We start from the raw sequence: 18,484 nt of genomic DNA, 5'->3' as shown, positions 1-18,484 counted from the left end.
TGCGCTGAGAAGGAGCCAAACGCGACAATGTCAGACAAAGCGACGCCGGAAAAGACAATCAGTGCCAGGGAAGGGCGGGACCGCGTGGTCGAACTCGTCATCAACACCACCAAGCAACTCGACGTCACCGGTTGGTGGCCCCGCAACGGCGTCGCGTGGGCGCAGGAGTGCTCCCTTGGAAAGGGCGAGAAGGGAGCCAGCTATGGTTACGACCGCTGGGCACCCCAAGGAACCGACCATATTGAGGACGCCAAACGCGTAGCCGAGTATTGGAAATCCCTGGGGATGACCGTACGCACCGTTAATCCAACGACACATCCGACCGTCTTCGCAGAGGGTGGTCCTGTCCTTCGGGCTGAGTTCGATACTGATGCATCTGACAAGTCGTACAGCGTTGGTGCCACTGCTCCCTGCTCGCCGGGCGACGCGGTTACAGTGAACGACGAAGACGAAGCAGAACGTAAACAAGGGAAAGTACTCCCCGGCGACGAAGGCCTAGTCGTTCGCGAAGACCCCACACAATAACTCCACGAGGCAATGACACCCGATGCCCGCCATTCAGTCCTGGCTGCCGGTCCCTAGCCGTTCCCACTGTTGATAGCGTTCTCTATACGTCTGAAGACGATAAGCCGAGCCCGCGTTTCCTGACGATTGAGCAGGTGGCGGATGAGCTGGCGACCAGCGAGGTTCAGATCCGCGCCATGCTCAAGACCGGCCAGCTCAAGGGCATCCAAATCGGGGGCCGCAACGTCTGGCGCATCGGACGCCAAGACCTTGAGGACTTCATCCAGGACGTCTACCGGCAAGTCAGCGAACGAATCGCCGCTGGCGATCTCGATGAGGACAACCCTCTCCACCCTGCTCCTCCAAGGCCGTAGTCGCTGAAGATCGTGCCTGTTTTCCATGCTCGGATCAGTTGGCGCAGGGCCGGACCGTTCCGCTTGAAGGCTTGGTCCGGCCCTTGCCGCGGAACCGAGGGCAGCCCCGGCCAAAGTGGGGGAAACGATGGCCGTTGCGAGGATCCGCTGAACTCAGTAAAGACCAGCCCCACAGGTCCGGCACGCGTAGTCAGTACTCAACTTTGATGACAAGTGATGCCCAACTACCTGTCCAGATACCTAGCCCTTCCTGCGTGAGTACTTAGAGCAACTGGGCTAGCATCTTGCCATGACTAGTGACCCCGTGCACGATCGCTTGTTCGCCGCTGAGAAGGACTCTAAAGGCCATCTCGATTCTCTTTTGAAGGAGAAGGGGGACAGCCTCGGGATTGACTCAACGACCGACCCAGTACCTGTAGATCCCGGGGACGCGGAAATCATCGACACAACCGATGAACATCACGAAGCCCACCTCAAAACTCAAGTGCATGACGCAATCGAGTGGGGAGTCACTCCCACGAATGACGGGCAGTCTTAGACTAGGCCACAGCCGCCGAGGCGTTCCGAAGACGAGCATGTATGTTGCCGGAGACAAGGGACCAAAGCTGACGGTTGATAGTTGCGGTGCGGTGCAGCGGTGCACCACTCAGTCACAGAAGGGGCCCTATGTGGGTGCCAGGGCAAATCGAAAAATACGCAACAATAGACTCTATGCCTAATGCCCCCGCAGTTCCGTCCCCCGACTTCCTAACCTTATGGGGACGGCTGCGAAACAGTTGCAGCTGAGTCTGCAGCAGATACGTGACGCCTACGGCCATAACCTAACCATCGGGACGGAGGCCGAGGATGTTCTCCGCGAATTCCTTGCAGCACACCTACCCGACTCCATAGGCGTCGCAAACGGACAGATCGTTGACAGCCTGGGCTCGGAAAGCCGCCAGGTGGATGTCATCCTCTACGACAAGGCTCGGACACCGGCGCTTTATAGAGGGCTGCGATGGGGGTTTCCGCATCTTGAATCGCTCTTCTTTCGGAACGTTGGGACTGGGCAGCTAGTGAGCGGTGCGCTGAGTGTGAGGATGAGGCCCCCGGCTTGGGCCAGGGGCCAGCTCCTTACGCGCTAGTCCATTGACTCTGCCGTTGTCCCGGCAATTCGGTTAGTTGTTCTTCTGTCGAGGTGAACGCTGCGGCGACGGTGCGAGCTCAAGGGCTTGATGTGAAGGTTGTCCAAAAGAGTCTTAGGCACTCGTCAGCCAAAACAACTCTCGACACCTACGGGCACATGTGGCCTGACAAGGAAGATACGGCACGCGCCGCCGTTGCCAGCGTCCTTGCGGATCGGCTCAGTTCGCGTGCGGAGCGGCGTGCATAGATGGCAATTCGTTAAGGACAAAAGGCCGGCCCTCAGGTGGCTAAACCTGGGACCGGCCTTTTCTGTGTCTTGATTCTTGCGGACTGTCTGCGGACTACACCCGCGTCTGCCGCATGATTTAGCTAGACGCCGTAGTAGAGCTCGAACTCGTAAGGGTTCGGGCGCAGCGACAACGGGCGGATCTCATTCTCGTACTTGTAGTCGATCCAAGTATCGATGAGGTCCTGGGTGAAGACACCGCCGGCCTGGAGGAACTCGTTGTCCTCGCGAAGGGCTTCGAGGGCTTCTTCCAACGAGCCCGGAGCCTTGGGGATGTCCTTGGCTTCCTCGGCGGGGAGCTCGTAGAGGTCCTTGTCGATCGGAGCCGGCGGCTCGATGCGGTTGCGGATGCCGTCAATGCCGGCCATCAGCTGGGCAGCGAATGCCAGGTACGGGTTGGAGGAGGGGTCCGGAGCGCGGAACTCGATGCGCTTGGCCTTCGGGTTGGTGCCCGTGATCGGGATACGGATACCGGCGGAGCGGTTGCCCTGCGAGTAGACCATGTTCACGGGGGCTTCGAAGCCCTTGACCAGGCGGCGGTAGGAGTTGACCGTCGGGTTGGTGAAAGCCAGGACTGCGGAGGAGTGCTTCAGCAGGCCGCCGATGTACCAGCGGGCCATGTCGGAGAGCCCTGCGTAGCCCTTTTCGTCGTAGAACAGGGGGTCGCCGTTGCTCCACAGGGACTGGTGGCAGTGCATGCCCGAACCGTTGTCGCCGAAGACAGGCTTCGGCATGAAGGTAACGGACTTGCCCCAGGCATCGGCGGTGTTCTTGATGATGTACTTGAACTTCTGCAGGTCATCAGCAGCCGCGGTCAGCGTGGTGAACTTGTAGTTGATCTCAGCCTGGCCGGCGGATCCAACTTCGTGGTGGGAGCGCTCAACCTCGAGGCCGGCCTTGTCCAGCTCGATGCACATGGCGTCGCGCAGGTCGGCCTGCTTATCGGTGGGGGAGACGGGGAAGTACCCGCCCTTGACCGGGGTCTTGTAACCGAGGTTGCCGCCCTCTTCCTTGCGGCCCGTGTTCCAGTGTGCTTCTTCGGAGTCGATCTTGTAGAAGCTGCCCTGCGGGGAGGACTCGTACTGGATGTTGTCGAAGACAAAGAACTCAGCTTCGGGAGCGAAGAACGCGGTGTCGGCGATACCCGTAGAGGCGAGGTAGGCTTCAGCCTTCTCGGCCACGCCGCGGGGGTCGCGGTGGTAGGGGTCACCGGTGCGGGGGTTCACGATGGAGAAGTTCAGCGCAAGAGTCTTCTCGATGCGGAACGTGTCGATGAAGGCCGAGGTCACATCCGGGATGAGCTGCATGTCGGACTCAGCGATGCCCTGGAAGCCGCGGATGGAAGAACCATCGAAAAGCTGGCCGTTGACGAAGAAGTCAAGGTCAACGCTCTTGGCCGGCACATTGAAGTGCTGCTGGACACCAGGAAGGTCGGTGAAGCGGATATCGACGAATTTGACGTCTTCGTCTTTGATGAACTTGAGGACTTCGTCCGCAGTCTTGAACATCTATGCTCCTTATGCATATCAAGTAACAGGCCCGGAAGGCCGCGTGGTGCAGCCCATGCCAAAGCTCCAGAGACACAAAACATCCCCTTGCAGTGGTGGCTGGCAACTCATACCACCATAGGGAGATGGGATTTCCCGGGGGTGTCAGTATTGTTTCCGGCAGGTTACAGAATCATCTGTTGTGTAAACGGTAGTCGGCTTCCCGGTGTCTGGTCCATGTGGGTCCGGTGGGCGAACACTGCGCCGGGATATGTGGACCTTGGCGCCGACTCCCGCCCCGCGGCGGGTCGGACACCAAGCGTGCCAGCCGTTAGGCTTGAGGGGTGGTTGATCGAAAAGACATTGGCTCCTGGTTGAGCGGCCCGGACACCTCCGGAATCTCCAAATATCCCGGGGAGAGGCTCGGGCTTCCCGAGTCGGGACCCGGCTCCACCGCGCGCGCCGGGCGACGCATCCTTGGCATCGTAGTGGACTGGACCATTGCGCTGGTCATCAGCAATTTTGCCTTCGGCGGCAACCAGTGGGCTACGCTGGCCATCTTCGCGGCAGAACAGATTCTCTTGATTGGCACGCTGGGTTACAGCATTGGACACCGGATCGTTGGTATCCATGTGGTCCGGCTGGGGGGCGGTCCGGCCGGTCCGCTGGCCGCAGTCGTAAGGACGATCCTCTTGTGCCTGGTTATTCCGGCGGTCGTTTTTGACCCGGACCAGCGGGGCCTGCACGACAAAGCCATGAACACGATCCTTATCCGGATGTAAGGATCTTCCGGATGCCGGAATCCACCCGGCCCCGCATGAACTCCTGACAAACCGCTGCCAACAAAAAACCGCTGCCCCCGAACAGGGGCAGCGGTTTTTTGTTTGCAAACAAGTAGCTCAGCGTCCGCGTGCGGCTTTGCGGTCGGGGCGGGCCTTGTACGGGTCAATGCCCTTGGGGATGGGAAGTCGGTTACCCAAGGAATTGATGCGCTTGCTGACGGCATTGACTTCAACCTTGGTGAGCTCGTTCTTGAGCTTGCCCATGGTCTTTGCCAGCTTGTTCAGCGGTACTTGGCCTTCTCCGCGTCCGGATTCCAGGACATGGATGGTGACGTTCGGGAGGATCCGGGCGAGGCGCTTGCGCTCTGCATCCACAAGGGGTTTGACGCGGTGCGTGGGGCCTTCGCTGACCAGGACAACACCGGGGCGCCCGATGGCCATGAAGACTGCATCCTGAGTACGTGGGTTGACTGCCACAGGTTGGTCCTGAGTGACCCATCCGCGGCGGAGGGTCCCCAAAGCGGCCCCTGAGGCGCCCGGCTGGTTCTCAATCTGCGCGAAGGCGGCCTTTTCAGCCCTTCGGGAAAGGATGAAGACCGCTGCCAGAAGCCCCAACGGGATACCGATAATGAGGCCGGTGACCCAGTTCTCCAAGAGGAAACCGACCAGGAATGCGACAGCCACAACGGCAAGGAACGCCAGCACCATGATCCACACAACCTGGGGATCATTCCGCCGGGTCATTTTGAAGACTTCAGCGATTTGCTTCAGTTGGCTGGGCTTCTTTGCCTTGGCTTCCTTGGGCTTGCGCTGGAACAGCCCACGCTTGGGTGCGTCGGCCGATGGGGTCGATTTGCTGGAATCAGGGGAGTTCGCCATAGTGCCTCAATTCTACGTGATGGACGCCCGGACACCGGACGCGTTGCGGAACTCCATCGGGGCTCAGTTGATTCAATTTCGTTTTCTTCGTCATGATCCAGCCTGCCGTGTCACTTGGTTTAAGTGACTCCGAAGCGCCGGAGTGACTTAGTACTGCGCATCTCCCACGTTCGACCCCCATAGGAACCACATGCCCGATTCGCCGCCACTGCTCACCATCGTCCTTGAGGAAACCGGACAACTTGACCGCGAGTCGGCCATGTACCGGCGCTTGATTGCTGCACGCCTGCGCCTTGAATCGCATTTCGCTGTCCTGCACGTGGCTGAGACCTTGACGACGACCGTCATTGCCAGGCTTTGCCAGGAGATTGACAGCAAGTACGTGATCTTTATGCGCACCTCCCATCTCTTGTCGGCCAACTATGTCTCCACCCTCTTCGAATACCTCAAGTCCCGGACCGTCTACCTTGCCGAGCCTGTCATCTACACGGGTCCGATCCCCAAGAACGTGGCCGGCACCAAGCTCGACGACGCTTACCACTATGCCCGGGACACCGATGTCTTTGGCAGCGCCTTCAATACGAGGAGATTGTCCGACGCGCTGGAGGCGCTGGGGGATGTGGACCGCTCGGCCATCTACACCAGCTACCGGATGTACTGGTCCATCGCAAAAGTCAGGCCGTTGACCACGGGTTTCTCCATGGCATCGGATACCAAGGCTGCGATCGGGCTCAGGATTGCTGCGGACGCCAACCGACTGATGCCGGTGATGCCCGTGCATTCCAAAGAAATCAGGCTGCAGGTATTGCGTTACGTTTCACTGTTCCTCAGGGGAATCCGTGGTCAGAAGGCGACGTCCATTACCTTGGACCATCTCCGCGACCTGATCTACGGGTTCGAGTTGATGGACTTCGTGGCAATGGTGGAGCCGCTGCAACCATTCGAGGCGGCTTGGATCCGCTGGTTGGCTGACCCAGCCGACGGTAAACAGTTCTACAAGCAACTCAGTCATAAGGACGCCTACCTGGTTTTCCGCCACAAGACCGATGACTGCGATACAGGGGTGCCACTGTATGAGTTGCTCTTCGGTGATGAAATCCTGACGATCAACAAGTGTTATCTGGCACGCAATCTTAGATCCGGCCATGCCAGACCCGGCAGCTACAACTTCTACAACCGGCCGATCCGCCCTTCTTCCACAATCCTTTTCTTCGACCGGCCCTTTCAAGCTGACGACAATGCCGAGCATCTCTATGAGTACTTCAGGGCACAGCATCCTGAATTCACCCATGCGTACTTTGCAATCAATCCCAAGTCGCCTGACTGGGTGCGCCTTGAGGCCAAGGGCTTCAATTTGATCTCCATTTTCACTACGGAGTTCTACGAGAAATTTCTGGTATCTGACCTTGTGGTTTCGTCCCAGATCTACAGCATCAGATACCGGGGCAAGTCATTCGCCAACTCTCGTTTTGTCTACCTTCAGCACGGGATCCAGCTCAACGACATGTCCGACTGGGTGCTCTCCAAGTACTTTGACGTCTTCGTAGCCACGGGCAGGATCGAGGCGGACTATATGAGCAAATTGGCTCCTGTTGAGACCTTGAACAGCGGACTGCCACGCTACGAGTCTTTGGCCCGCGACACGAAGGGGCAGCAGCATCTGCTCTTCATGCCTACATGGCGCTTCAACCTGCATCAGTCCTCTGCTGAGCTCTTCGCCCAGTCGAGCTACTTCCATGCCATTGACAAGTTGCTTTCAGACCCTGCGCTTTTGAAGTTCCTTGAAGACACTGACCGGATCATGCACGTGAAACTGCACCCCAATGTGGAAAAGCGGGCCGGTCAGTTCAGGTTCAACGACCGCATCGTGAAGTCTGATTTAAGCTACCGGGAAGCGATTCGCGCCGCTGAGCTGGTGGTGACCGACTACAGCTCGGCGGCCCTCGACGCAGCCTTCGTGGGCATACCCATCGCGTACTACCACTGGGACGCAGCGGACTTCTTCAAGGACCAGCCCTATGAAAGCCGGCTTGACTACAGCGAGGACGGCCTGGGTCCGGTCTTCAGCGAACACTCCGAACTGGTGAACCACATCGTGCGGGAAGACTTCGCCGCCAAGAACCCCAAGTACATCCGGCGTCGTGAGCGTTTCTTCGAGGGTGTGGATCCGGCACGCATCAACGAAAAGATCGTAGAAAGGATGTTGAGTCTCTGATGGCGTTGATTCATGGCTTCAAGAAGAGGATTACGAAGGCAGGCCGGGCGGCTGCCTATTCGCCTGCCGGACTGGAAGTTGCCAGGGCAGTGATGGCATCCCGCGCTGATTCACCCGTGCGGCGCATCATCAAGGCGAAGGGCCTTGAGGGGAGGATCCGCCGGGTTGCCTCCGAGAACTTGCCGCAGGGGGTTTATTTTGCGAAATTGACCCTGGGTAATTGGGAGGCATGGAAAGGGCAGCAGTTCCGGCTTCTCCAGGACGGGAAAGTCATCTATGGAAATATGGTCGAGCCACCTGCGCGGGGTTTTCCTCTTGAATACCGCAACATCGTGGTCACTTCGGATGACATCTCCCGCTTCGCTGTCGATATCGACGCGCCGTATGAACTGAAGATCGGGAGGGGTGCATTCACTACCCAGCAGCAGCTCACTTACGATGAGCAATACGGCGTGGAGCAGTACGGGGACGTCTTCTACTCCTTGCGTGGCAATACGAAAAATCCGAAGAAAATGCTCATCACCTTCCCCGGATTTGGCCCATCAACGACCCGGATTTCCTATGCAGTGAGTTATCTCAAGGACCTCACGGAGGCAGACCTGATGGACACCTTAATGGTGTGCTTCCAGGACCGTTATCTGGTGGCTGGTTCCTACATGATGGTGGACAACGCGGGCAGGCCCCTGGAGAGTCGTGTCGGGGGAGCCATTGAAGCGTTGCGGAGCCGGTTCAACATAAATCACCAGGAGATGATGTTCTTCGGCGCCTCCAAGGGCGGGTCCATTGCCATCCACTATGCCAAGGACTACCCGCGCGCCGCGTTGCTCCTGGCCGTTCCGCAAATGAATCTGCCCTACTACTTCAATAAGCCGTTTTTCAAAGACAACCTCCTACAGAATCCTGCGCTGCGTGATGTGGGACAACCGGAGGACCGGCTCCGGCAGTATTTCGCAGAAGGTCGCAAAATTGACTACTTCTACACGAACGACGACGAGCTGAGCAACCACTCACTGATCGAGTTGGCATCGGACGTACCCAATCTCTCCAAGTACCGCGTCCATGGCGCACACTCCGACGTCGCCAGGGCTGCGCTGCCGGCCATGTTGTGCATTATGCGGAGGTTTCTCAGGCGCCCGGTGGATCAGCAATTCACTTGTGAAGAGATGCGCACGTTCCGCTACAACCAGACCCTTCAGGTGCAGGTCCGGATCGACGCTGAGGCCTCCATGGTCACCGGGGCCAATTGGTTCATCGCCGGAGACGCAGGGAGGACACGGTTCCTGCAGTTGATGACGGAGCACTCCTATCAGTTCGTCAAGTACACCGCCGCCGAACAGTGCTTCTTCCCCGCTTACGACCCCATAGACCAGCTCTCCGAGGTGATTGCCATGAAAGCCGATGGAACCACATGGAGGGGTGCTCTGCCGGAAGCGGTGAAGCCGGGAACGCGGATACCAAGGAGGAGCCTGAGCACCCGCGCCTTGACGCTCAACACGGAAACCACCCAGGACTATGTTGTCCTTGACGGAGATACCTTTGCCCGCTTCCACTACCGCTGCCAAACACTGGCAACCGGCGGTGACACGATGGAAATACACTTTGTTGCTGACCTCGAACCCGAACTTCCAGACCTCCCAGAGTCCGGCATGCGCACCGCTTACAGGGCTGCAGTCCACCCTCTGGACGGCTGGGCCTTGGCGGACATCGCGGCGCTGAGGTTTGTCATCGCCGCCGGAGTCCAGCGCTTGCTGCTTGTTGTCCATGGAGAAACGCATGCCGATGCCGTGGAGGTGCTGTCCGGGATCGACTGGGAGGACACCAGCGTTGTGCTGGCGGACTCAGGGGAGGTGTTGGCCCATGCCGGACAGCACTGATGCAGCCAAAGGTATCCAGGCCCCGAAGAACCAGATCATCCGCTCCTATGCGGACGTCGCCGCGATCGAAGACAATGTAGTACATCTCAAAGAGACACCCGGTTCCGAGTTCACCTCATCCAGCGTGGAATTCGCGGGAACCGGAAACGTCCTGTTTGTGGAAGACGGAACAAGGCTCCGCAACACGAGGCTCCGGTTTCTTGGAAACGACGCTGTGATCCATCTTCGAAAGTCCCATGGCTTCCTCCGGCTGATTGTGACGGTCTTCGAAGAGTCCGTTTTCTACCTGGGGCCGGGAGCCACTTTCACCGCTGAAGCACGGGTCCTTCCCACCGAGCGCAAGCATGTCATCGTCGGCAGGGATGCCATGTTCTCGTCCCGGGTTGCCTTCAGGACGGCCGACCCCCATCTGATCTACTCAGTGGAGCACCATCAACGGGTCAATCCCAGTGAGTCCATTTGGGTGGGGGACCACGTGTGGTTGGGAGAGGATACCCTCCTGCTTAAGGGAGCCAAGATCGGTTCCGGAAGCATTCTTGCTGCCCGGGCCTTGATCACCAAGAAGGTTCCTTCCAATTCCACTGCCGCAGGCGTGCCGGCACGAATCGTCAGCAAGGGGATCTTTTGGACACGACCCTCCGTCCATGGCTACTCGCGAAGCCAGACGGCAAAGAGCCTGGTCCATTCGGGGGATGAGTTCATCTTCGGTCCGGATGAACAGGTTATTGACATCAAAACCTTGGAACGCGGTTTGGATGCTGCTACCTCCGGCATCGGACGGGCTGCCTGGTGCTTCCAACTGGATCACATGGTTGCCCGGAACCGGTTCTACATGGGATAAAACAACTCAGCCGCGCCGCCAGGATTGGCGACGCGGCTGGGCAGGGTTCGCTTTAGCCGTGGGCGGCGAGGATGGTGGAGGCTTCCTGGCGGGTGGTGCCGGAGTCCTGGATGCCCTCGGCGATGTGTGCGAGGTGGGCGGGGATGTCCCGGCCTTTCTTCCGCATTGCGGTGGCCCACAAGCGTCCGGCCCGGTACGAGGAACGGACCAGCGGCCCGGACATGACACCGAGGAAACCGATCTCCTCGGCCTCGTGCTGGAGATCCACGAACTCCTGCGGCTTGACCCACCGGTCCACCGGCAAGTGCCGCTCGGACGGGCGCAGGTACTGGGTGATCGTGATCAGGTCACACCCGGCAACGTGCAGGTCCCGCAACGCCTCAGAGATCTCTTCCCTGGTCTCGCCCATGCCCAGGATCAGGTTGGACTTGGTCACCATGCCCAGGTCCCGGCCCTGGGTAATGACATCCAGGGACCTTTCGTACCGGAACGCCGGACGGATCCGCTTGAAAATCCTCGGCACGGTCTCCACATTGTGCGCGAACACCTCGGGCTTGGAATCACAGATCGCCGCGATGTGCTCAGGCTTGCCGGAGAAGTCCGGGATCAGCAGCTCCACCCCGGTCCCCGGGTTCAGCTCGTGGATCTTACGGACCGTCTCGGCGTACAGCCACACACCTTCATCGGCCAGGTCATCACGGGCCACCCCGGTCACCGTGGCGTAACGCAACTGCATGGCCTGGACACTCCGGGCCACCTTGGTGGGTTCGAACATGTCCACCGGGGACGGTTTGCCGGTATCGATCTGGCAGAAATCACAGCGCCGGGTGCACTCGGACCCGCCGATCAGGAACGTCGCTTCCTTGTCTTCCCAGCACTCAAAGATGTTCGGGCAACCGGCCTCTTCACAGACCGTGTGCAGCCCTTCCTTCTTCACCAGGTTCTTAAGCTGGACAAACTCAGGACCCATCTGGACCTTGGCCTTGATCCACTCAGGCTTACGTTCAACCGGGACCGCCGAGTTACGCTGCTCAACGCGCAGCAACTTACGGCCTTCAGGTGCCAGGGTCACTGGAGTGCTCCTTCGTGGGTGGAAACGAGTGCTTCTTCATGCTTGCGGAATTCTTCCACGAAGCGGTCAACGATGTCGGCCGGGTTGATGGTCCGGCCGGCTTCCAGCGACATGGTGGAGACGCTGGCGTCAGTAATCCCACAAGCAATGATCTGTTGGTAAGGCGCGAGGTCGTTGCTGCAGTTGATGGCGACACCGTGCATGGTGACGCCGTCCAGGACACGGATGCCGATAGCGGCAATTTTTCGGTCCGGACCTTTGTCATCGGCAAGAATCCAAACACCGGCGCGGCCTTTCACGGTCACCGCGTTGATGCCGTAGTCCGCCATCACGGCGATCATGGTGGCTTCGAGGCGCTCCACATAATCGCGGATACCGGCGCGGTTCTTGAGTTTAAGGATGGGATAGGCGATCAGTTGCCCGGGTCCATGCCACGTCAACTTCCCACCGCGGTCCACGGGAACAACGGGCGTTCCGTCGAAGGGCCGCTCGTGGTCTTCCGTGAGTTTGCCGGCCGTGTAGACGGCCGCGTGCTCCAGGAGCAAAACGGTGCTGTTCTTCTCGCCCGCAACAACTTTGTTGTGGATCTCGCGCTGCAGGTCCCAGCCCTGCATGTAGTCAACGAAATCCGGGGCAAGACCCAGTTGTGAAAACTCAAGAGTCATGGGTTCAAGCTTAGACCCAGCTGGACACGGACCATGGTTTTGTGGTGAACCTCTCAGTCGCATCCCGTGCCGCCGACGCCAGAGGCGGCCCGCAAGCCACCTGTGGATAACTTCTGCGGCAAATCCCGTATTCCGGTAGATCTTGTCTATGGAAACTCTGGATCCGCCCGCCGCTGCAGTGCCGTCCGTTCCGGGCTACGGGACATCCCGCCTCTTGGGCCAAGGCAGTACTTCTACTGTCTGGCTTGTCACAAGGAGCAGCGACGATGCCCGGTTTGCGCTCAAATGTCCCCGTCCCGGGGCCCGTATGGAGGCATCCGGGATTTTGGAGGAAGTCATGCACGAGGTGGGGCACTTGTCCGCACTGAAGCACCAGCACCTGATTCAGGTCCATGACGTGGTACCTCTTGAAGGCGGTTCCGCGGGGTCGTTGGGTATCGTCATGGACTACGCGCCAGGAGGCTCGTTGGCCAACCTGATTGCAGGCCGGGGAAGGCTCCACGTCGGAGAAACAGTCACCATCCTGACCCCTCTGGCACAGGCATTGGCCTATCTTCACGCGCAGGGCACAGTGCATGGAGACGTTGCGCCCGGAAATATCCTCTTCACGGCGGACGGGAAGCCACTGCTCGCGGACTTGGGAATTGCGTCAATGGTGGGCGGTGACCAGCCAAACCTCGAGGCTGGAACGCCCGGGTTCATGGCACCTGACGGTACGTCTGCCGGCGAGGGGGCCGGAACAACGCGGGAACTTCAGCCTCACCGTGATGTCTATTCCTTGGCCGCCGTGGGTTGGTACTGCCTGACAGGGGCGGCCCCTGAAACCACGCTGCACCGGCCACCGTTGTCTGTGATGGTTCCCGATGTTCCAGCGTCGTTGGTGGCCGCTTTGGAGGCTGCGCTGGACGTGGATCCGTTGCTGCGTCCAACAGCCAGGGAGATGGCGATGGCCATCTTCCGGAGCGCGGCTCCGGAACCGGTGGACCTGTCCGGCGCCGTGCACTCGTCCGTCATTCCCGACCTCCTGACGCGCCGGCAGGCTTTGGGGCGTCCGGTTTACCGCAAACCCCGCTGGGGCGGATGGTGGCGGAGGCTGGTCCCGTTCGGATTGCAGAGAGGACTTTCGACGGATAGCCGGGGGCCCCGGCGTCGTGTCCGTTGGTTCAGGAGTGGTGCATTCATAGTGGCCACCGGGGTGTTGCTTGGCGTTGCTGCCTGGATATTGTGGTCGCAGAATCCGCAGCAGCAGAGTGCGGAATTCCCTGCTCAGCCGCAGCAAGCAGCGGCGGAAGCCGGCGGCCTGGTCCCCAAACCTGGAACAGCTTCATCAGGCGAGCTGCCCAAAGTGCTGGCTGAAGGGCTCCACGCCGAGGATCCGGCCGTGGCAGTAGCCTCGATGTCATCCGTTCGCGACGTGGCGCTGGGACAGGGGAAGCTTGACTTGCTGGATGTGGTCAATGCGCCGGGATCACCCGCAGAAGCCTCTGACAAGCTGCTGGCGGACCACCTCCGGAAAGCCGGCACGGTGTACGCCGGGTTCTCGACGACGATATCGGTGATCAGTGTTTCCGGATCCCCGGAGGCCGGCGATGCAGTGGTCACAGTCACCGCCTCGACATCCAGTTATGTGGAAAATGGCTCCGGTGCCAATGATGCATCAAACGCCCAAGCGCAGCCTCAGCCCCCTGGCCCGCCGCGGGATCTCAGCGTGCACGTGATGCGTGCTGACGGACGCTGGTGGATTGTGGAAATCCTTCCCGCGGACAGCGGTCCGCCAACTACGGGCTGATCAGGCAATCATCCGTTCAGCGTTTCTTCGCCTGTGTCAGCCAAGCCATGGCGTCAGATAAGGATGGGTGCTGCCATTCGAATCCAGAGTCTGCCAACCGGGCAGGTTCCATCTTCTGGTTGGCCAGAACCAGTTCATCGGCAAGCCGCCCCAGCACCAAACGCAAGGCGGGACCCGGGACGCGGAAGAAGGCCGGCCGATGGAAGGCTTTGGCCAAGGCGGCAACGATGGTGTTGACATCCGCGCTTTCGGGGGCGCAGACATTGACCGCTCCATCAACTTCGGAAGTCAGGAGAAACGCCAGTGCAGCCACCTCGTCCTCCAAGGTGATCCACGGCCAAAATTGCCGCCCGTTTCCAAACGGCCCACCCAGCCCCAATTTCAGCAGGGGGAGGAGCGGTCCCAATGCGCCGCCGGAGGTGCTGAGCACTACGCCGGTCCTGGGAGTAACTACTCTTACGCCCTGTGGTGCCGTCCGGGCTGTTCGTTCCCACTCAACGCATAAGCTTCCCAGTACGCCAAAGCCGGGCCCTGAATCCTCGGTAAGAATTCCTTCACGTGAGGCGCCGTAGTAGCCGGAGGCGGACTGGCTGATGAACGTTGCCGGAGGTGTGCCAAGCCGTCCCATGGCAGAGGTCAGGGTGCGTGTGGCCTGGAGCCGGGAATCCCGGAGGACCTGGATGCGATTCTTGGTCCAAGGACGGTCTCCGATGCCTGCTCCGGAGAGGTTGATAACGGCCTCCGCCGTATCCAGTACGGCTTCGTCAAGTTGGCCCGCTGCTGGATCCCATGTCCACTCGCCGTGGTCCCTGGCGGGTCTGCGCACCAACCGTATGACTTCATGGCCATGGCTGGTCAAACGCTCCGACAAAGCCGTTCCGATCATTCCCGACGCTCCGGACATCACGATTCTCATGACTCATCTCACCATGGGAAACGGGTGTGACAGAAACGCCTGTCGGTGCGGCGGAGGGCGGGCGCCTCTTGACTATGATCGAACAATGACCTCCTCCAGCTACCTCCGTTTCCCGCATGTGCACGGCGATCTTGTCACGTTCGTGGCCGAAGACGACATCTGGGTCGCGCCCCTTTCCGGTGGACGTGCCTGGCGGGTTTCCTCCCAGCAATTGCCGGCAAGGAACCCCCGCTTCACTCCGGACGGAAAACGCCTTGTGTGGACAGTGATTGTTGGCACGTCTCCGGAGGTGGTCACGGCGAACGTCGACGGCGGCGGCTACAGGCAGTTGACATACTTCGGCCACAGCACCACTAAAGTCAAAGGTTTTACGCCCTCCGGAAACGTCGTGGTGACCAGCGCATTCCAGCAAGCTGAAAGCCGCCACACGCATGCCTATAGTCTCCCGCTTGACGGGGGTGCCGCCGTCGAACTTCCCTTTGGCCCCGTTGAAGCGGTGGCCTTCGGTCCCGAGGTCGGCGATGAGAAGCCGGTGGTCGTGGCCAGCGTCCTTTCCCGCGAGCCGGCTTGGTGGAAGCGTTACCGGGGCGGCACAGCGGGCAAACTCTGGATCGACGCCGATGGCAACGGTGAGTTTGAGCGTCTGGTGCCCGGAATCGAGGGCAACCTCACGGACCCCCTGTGGGTGAAGGGCCGGATCGCCTTCCTTTCGGACCACGAGGGGTACGGGAACCTCTATTCCGTGCTTCCGGACGGCTCGGAGTTGCGCCGTCACACGGATCACGAAGACTTCTACGTCCGGCACGCAAGCACGGACGGTAACCGGGTGATCTTCGAATCGGCGGGTGAGTTGTGGATGGTTCCTTCACTGGAAGCTGACGCCGAGGCAGGCAAACTCGATATCACCCTCGGTTCTGCCTCGCCGGCCCGACGCCCCGCGCCGCTCAAAGTCGCCGCCCACCTTGGAGATGTCGTTCCCAATGTCCCCGGCACGGCCAGCGCCGTTGAGTCGCACGGCACTGTCCACTGGCTTCGGCACAAGGACGGGCCCTCGCGCGTGGTGGAGGCCACGCCGGGGGTGCGTGCCCGACTGCCGCGTCCGCTGACGGATGGCCGGATTTCTTATGTCGCTGACCATGACGCTGTTGAGGCTCTGTACATCAAGCGCATCGCTTCGCGCTTGTCCGCAGCTGTAGATGCGCCTGTAGCAGTTGTCCCGACGCCGGCGCCGGTCAATGACGCGGATCCCTTGCCTAAGCCCGTCTCCGCTTCCAACGTCCTGGGGCAGGGGAGCGCTGCGGCGCGGGCTACAGTGCCTGTTGCGCCGGCCGTCACGCCCACTACGGGTACATCAGCCGAGCCATCCGCTGACACCGTCAGTGCCACGAATGCGCCCGCTGTCCCGGAACAAGTGGAGGATGCGGTTGAAGTCCGGATCGATTTCCCGTCGCCCACGCGCACGAGTGCGTTGGAAGCCAGCCCGGACGGGCGATGGCTCGCTGTGGGGACCTCCTTTGGAGACGTCTATGTGGCGGATACAGCTCAGGGCACGCTAAGACTTGTTGTCAGTGTGGGTGAGGGCAGCATCGAACAACTGGCGTGGTCCGGCGATTCGCAGTGGCTGGGATGGTCCGAGCCGGTCACGGCATTCGGTTCACGGAGTAAGCTCAGAATCACCCGGCCCGATGATGCGGAAGCGGGCATCATCGACGTCACGGACGGCCGGTTCTGTGACGAATCGCCGCGGTTCACTCCTGACGGGAAGTTCCTCGCCTTCCTCTCGAACCGCAGCTTTGATCCCGTCTATGACGGCCACTCCTTCGACCTGTCCTTCCCGAGCCCCATCAAGCCGTATTTGGTTGCCCTGGCCGCGGACACGCCTTCACCGTTCGGCCCGTCGGTCGATTCCCTTGGGGAGGAGGAGCCCGCCCCGTTAAAGTCCGACGACGGCGTGGCGCCTTCCGTGCGCGTCGACCCTGAGGGCCTGGCGCACCGCGTCATCACTGTGCCCGTACCGCAAGGAAACTACTCGCAACTGGCTGTAGCGGAGGGTGCGCTGCTGTGGCTCGATACTGAGCTTTCCGGTGTGACCGGCGAGGGCAAGGGCGCCCTTTCGGATAAGAAGACCGCGCCCGCTTTGGTGCGCTACGATCTCGCCAAGCGCAAGAAGGCCACCTTGGTTGCCGCAGTGGACAGCTTCAGGTTGTCGGGGGACTTGAAGAGGGTTGTATACATCCTGGACCAGCAGGTGACCTCGGTGCCATCCGAGAACAAGGTGGACGAGGAATCCGGAGACCTGGTCAAGGTCGAACTCAACCGGGTCCGGGTCATTCTGGACCCCGTGGCTGCCTGGGGGCAGGCCTTTGAGGAAGCTTGGCGGCTCCAGCGCGACTTCTTCTGGACTGCGGACATGGCGGGCCAGGATTGGGACTCCGTCTACAAGCGCTACCGTCCGTTGGTGGACCGGCTGGGCTCGCATGACGACCTTGTGGACCTTCTATGGGAGTTGCACGGCGAGCTGGGAACATCGCACGCCTACGTCAAGCCAGCCGCTGTCAGCGAACCTGGCCGTAACGGCCAGGGACGCTTGGGGGCCGAGCTTCACTTCGGCAGCAAAGGCTGGGAAATCACCCGCATCCTGGCAGGGGAGTCCTCGGACCCCCTGGCGACGTCCCCGCTGACCCGGCCCGGCGCAGACGCGAAGGCGGGGGACGTTCTCCTGGCCATTGACGGCGTCGAACTTTCAGTGGCTTTGACGCCGGCGATGCAGTTGGCAGGAGCGGCCGGTCGGACAGTGGAGCTGACGCTGCTCAACGGTGAAGGTCATGGTGAAGCCGCCGGGGCGCAACGTCGAGTGGCTGTGGTTCCTGTCCGTGATGAAGAACGGCTCCGCTATCAGGACTGGGTCCGGGCCAACCGCCGCACTGTGCGCGAAGCCTCGGACGGCAAGTTCGGTTACCTCCACGTCCCGGACATGATGGCCAACGGCTGGGCGCAACTCCACCGCGACCTTGATACCGAGACCGCACTGGATGGCCTGATTGTTGACGTGCGCCGCAATCGTGGCGGCCATACCTCACAACTGGTGGCGGAGCTCATCGGCCGGAAGGTTACTGGCTGGAGCATGCCGCGTGGCGAGAAGCCCAGGACATATCCGGATCATGCCCCCCGCGGTCCGGTGATCATCCTGGCCGACGAATTCGCGGGATCGGATGGCGACATCATCACCCAGGTGTCCAAACTCAGGGGCATCGGGCCTGTGATCGGTACTCGGACGTGGGGCGGTGTGGTAGGCATTGACAACCGCTTCGCCCTCGCAGATGGCACCGGGGTAACACAGCCACGGTACGCCACCTGGTTCAGCGGTGGAATCGGCTGGGATGTTGAAAACCGCGGCGTGGAGCCGGACATTGAAGTACTGTTTCCGCCGCATGCCTATGCAGCCGGCACCGACCCGCAGTTGGAGTACGGCATTGGTGCCCTCAAGGAGATGATCCAGGAGCTGCCCACGGACCGGCCCCCACTCCGCGAAGGCTACCGCAAGGTCCGTCCGGAGCCGTTGCCCGCACGTCCGCAAAAAGGCTGAAGGGCCGGGCTGGCATAACGAAGAGCCCCGCCGTTTCCATCAAGGATGCGGCGGGGCTCTTCTGTGTTTTACCGGTGCTGTTCAGCACC

15 protein-coding genes are annotated in these 18,484 nt (G+C 60.6%); 10 read left to right on the top strand and 5 right to left on the bottom strand.

Annotated elements, in window-relative coordinates; all coding sequences use genetic code 11:
* The first annotated feature begins 27 nt into the window (after nt 1–27).
* The 4 genes from M1D51_RS13310 to M1D51_RS13295 all read left to right on the top strand — a co-directional run bounded on the left by M1D51_RS13310 (nt 28) and on the right by M1D51_RS13295 (nt 2,002).
* Nucleotides 28–525, top strand: a complete 498-nt coding sequence (locus M1D51_RS13310) for a hypothetical protein (RefSeq protein WP_458106825.1) — start codon at nt 28–30, stop codon at nt 523–525.
* 134 nt (nt 526–659) lie between these two features.
* The gene (locus M1D51_RS13305) at nt 660–878 is read left to right on the top strand and encodes a helix-turn-helix domain-containing protein (RefSeq protein WP_458106824.1); all 219 of its coding nucleotides are present in this window, start codon (nt 660–662) and stop codon (nt 876–878) included.
* A gap of 289 nt (nt 879–1,167) precedes the next feature.
* Complete coding sequence (locus M1D51_RS13300) at nt 1,168–1,416, top strand: hypothetical protein (protein WP_458106823.1); 249 nt, start codon at nt 1,168–1,170, stop codon at nt 1,414–1,416.
* Nucleotides 1,417–1,633: 217 nt separating this feature from the next.
* Nucleotides 1,634–2,002 carry a DUF6602 domain-containing protein gene (locus M1D51_RS13295; protein ID WP_375154242.1) on the top strand — a complete coding sequence of 123 codons (369 nt, stop codon included), beginning with the start codon at nt 1,634–1,636 and terminating at the stop codon, nt 2,000–2,002.
* 370 nt (nt 2,003–2,372) lie between these two features.
* On the opposite strand, the gene glnA is transcribed toward M1D51_RS13295, so the two are convergent.
* Entirely contained in the window at nt 2,373–3,797 is a 1,425-nt protein-coding gene (gene glnA, locus M1D51_RS13290) for a type I glutamate--ammonia ligase (RefSeq protein ID WP_089594519.1), read from the bottom strand.
* Between the two features lie 323 nt (nt 3,798–4,120).
* Between glnA and M1D51_RS13285 the strand changes: the two genes are divergently transcribed.
* The gene (locus tag M1D51_RS13285) at nt 4,121–4,558 is read left to right on the top strand and encodes an RDD family protein (protein WP_172323024.1); all 438 of its coding nucleotides are present in this window, start codon (nt 4,121–4,123) and stop codon (nt 4,556–4,558) included.
* A gap of 117 nt (nt 4,559–4,675) precedes the next feature.
* On the opposite strand, the gene M1D51_RS13280 is transcribed toward M1D51_RS13285, so the two are convergent.
* A complete protein-coding gene (locus M1D51_RS13280; protein ID WP_172323023.1) occupies nt 4,676–5,437 on the bottom strand; it encodes a DUF4191 domain-containing protein in 762 nt (253 codons plus the stop codon).
* A gap of 190 nt (nt 5,438–5,627) precedes the next feature.
* Here M1D51_RS13280 and M1D51_RS13275 point away from each other — a divergent pair, with 190 nt between their 5' ends.
* From M1D51_RS13275 to M1D51_RS13265, 3 genes are read left to right on the top strand one after another with little or no spacing between them, the layout of a single operon-like run.
* Nucleotides 5,628–7,652 carry a CDP-glycerol glycerophosphotransferase family protein gene (locus M1D51_RS13275; protein ID WP_458106822.1) on the top strand — a complete coding sequence of 675 codons (2,025 nt, stop codon included), beginning with the start codon at nt 5,628–5,630 and terminating at the stop codon, nt 7,650–7,652.
* Nucleotides 7,652–9,526, top strand: coding sequence for a hypothetical protein (locus tag M1D51_RS13270; protein WP_458106821.1), 1,875 nt, complete (start codon nt 7,652–7,654; stop codon nt 9,524–9,526). Before M1D51_RS13275 ends, M1D51_RS13270 begins: the two co-directional genes overlap by 1 nt.
* Nucleotides 9,510–10,367, top strand: coding sequence for an acyltransferase (locus tag M1D51_RS13265; RefSeq protein ID WP_172323020.1), 858 nt, complete (start codon nt 9,510–9,512; stop codon nt 10,365–10,367). The genes M1D51_RS13270 and M1D51_RS13265 overlap by 17 nt, the downstream gene beginning before the upstream one ends.
* 52 nt (nt 10,368–10,419) lie before the next feature.
* On the opposite strand, the gene lipA is transcribed toward M1D51_RS13265, so the two are convergent.
* Nucleotides 10,420–11,439, bottom strand: a complete 1,020-nt coding sequence (gene lipA / locus M1D51_RS13260; protein WP_458106820.1) for a lipoyl synthase — start codon at nt 11,437–11,439, stop codon at nt 10,420–10,422.
* Nucleotides 11,436–12,104, bottom strand: a complete 669-nt coding sequence (lipB, locus tag M1D51_RS13255; RefSeq protein WP_172323018.1) for a lipoyl(octanoyl) transferase LipB — start codon at nt 12,102–12,104, stop codon at nt 11,436–11,438. Before lipB ends, lipA begins: the two co-directional genes overlap by 4 nt.
* Nucleotides 12,105–12,252: 148 nt before the next feature.
* Between lipB and M1D51_RS13250 the strand changes: the two genes are divergently transcribed.
* Nucleotides 12,253–13,893 carry a serine/threonine-protein kinase gene (locus tag M1D51_RS13250; RefSeq protein WP_458106819.1) on the top strand — a complete coding sequence of 547 codons (1,641 nt, stop codon included), beginning with the start codon at nt 12,253–12,255 and terminating at the stop codon, nt 13,891–13,893.
* 16 nt (nt 13,894–13,909) lie between these two features.
* Here the strand turns inward: M1D51_RS13250 and M1D51_RS13245 are convergent, their stop codons facing one another.
* The gene (locus M1D51_RS13245; RefSeq protein ID WP_172323016.1) at nt 13,910–14,809 is read right to left on the bottom strand and encodes a TIGR01777 family oxidoreductase; all 900 of its coding nucleotides are present in this window, start codon (nt 14,807–14,809) and stop codon (nt 13,910–13,912) included.
* Between the two features lie 85 nt (nt 14,810–14,894).
* Between M1D51_RS13245 and M1D51_RS13240 the strand changes: the two genes are divergently transcribed.
* Nucleotides 14,895–18,395, top strand: coding sequence for a S41 family peptidase (locus M1D51_RS13240; RefSeq protein ID WP_458106818.1), 3,501 nt, complete (start codon nt 14,895–14,897; stop codon nt 18,393–18,395).
* Nucleotides 18,396–18,484 lie beyond the last annotated feature (89 nt).

It is taken from the genome of Arthrobacter sp. R3-55, from assembly GCF_054161505.1.
Note: the sequence above shows the minus strand (reverse complement) of the source record. Positions and strands in the feature narration are given on the sequence as shown.